General features: G+C 51.0%; 1 protein-coding gene. It reads right to left on the bottom strand.

The features are described 5' to 3' along the window. Window positions 1-119: 119 nt before the first annotated feature. Complete coding sequence (locus JAO32_RS19910) at window positions 120-212, bottom strand: hypothetical protein (protein ID WP_443082625.1); 93 nt, start codon at window positions 210-212, stop codon at window positions 120-122. Window positions 213-253: the final 41 nt, after the last annotated feature.

Here is a 253-nt window from a genome sequence, read left to right as displayed (position 1 = left end):
ATTTTCGTTGCATTGGAAACTCGACTGAAAACTGCGGAGATGTTTTTCATGGGAGTCCAGCGCGATGCAGTGTTTTCACTGCATCGCTTCCCTGAGAGCAGAGGGGGACTAGTTTGGCATCAGGACGTGTCAATCACATGAATGACACCGTTCGATTGGTACACATCTGCAATGGTGACGGTCGCCATGCCGCCCTTCTCATCTTTCAACATGATCTTTCCGTCATGCGCCATTACCCACAGCTTGCCTCCGC

The sequence above is a fragment of the Terriglobus sp. ADX1 genome, from assembly GCF_036877645.1.
GTDB lineage: Bacteria > Acidobacteriota > Terriglobia > Terriglobales > Acidobacteriaceae > Terriglobus.
This window is presented reverse-complemented; position numbering and strand designations above follow the sequence as displayed.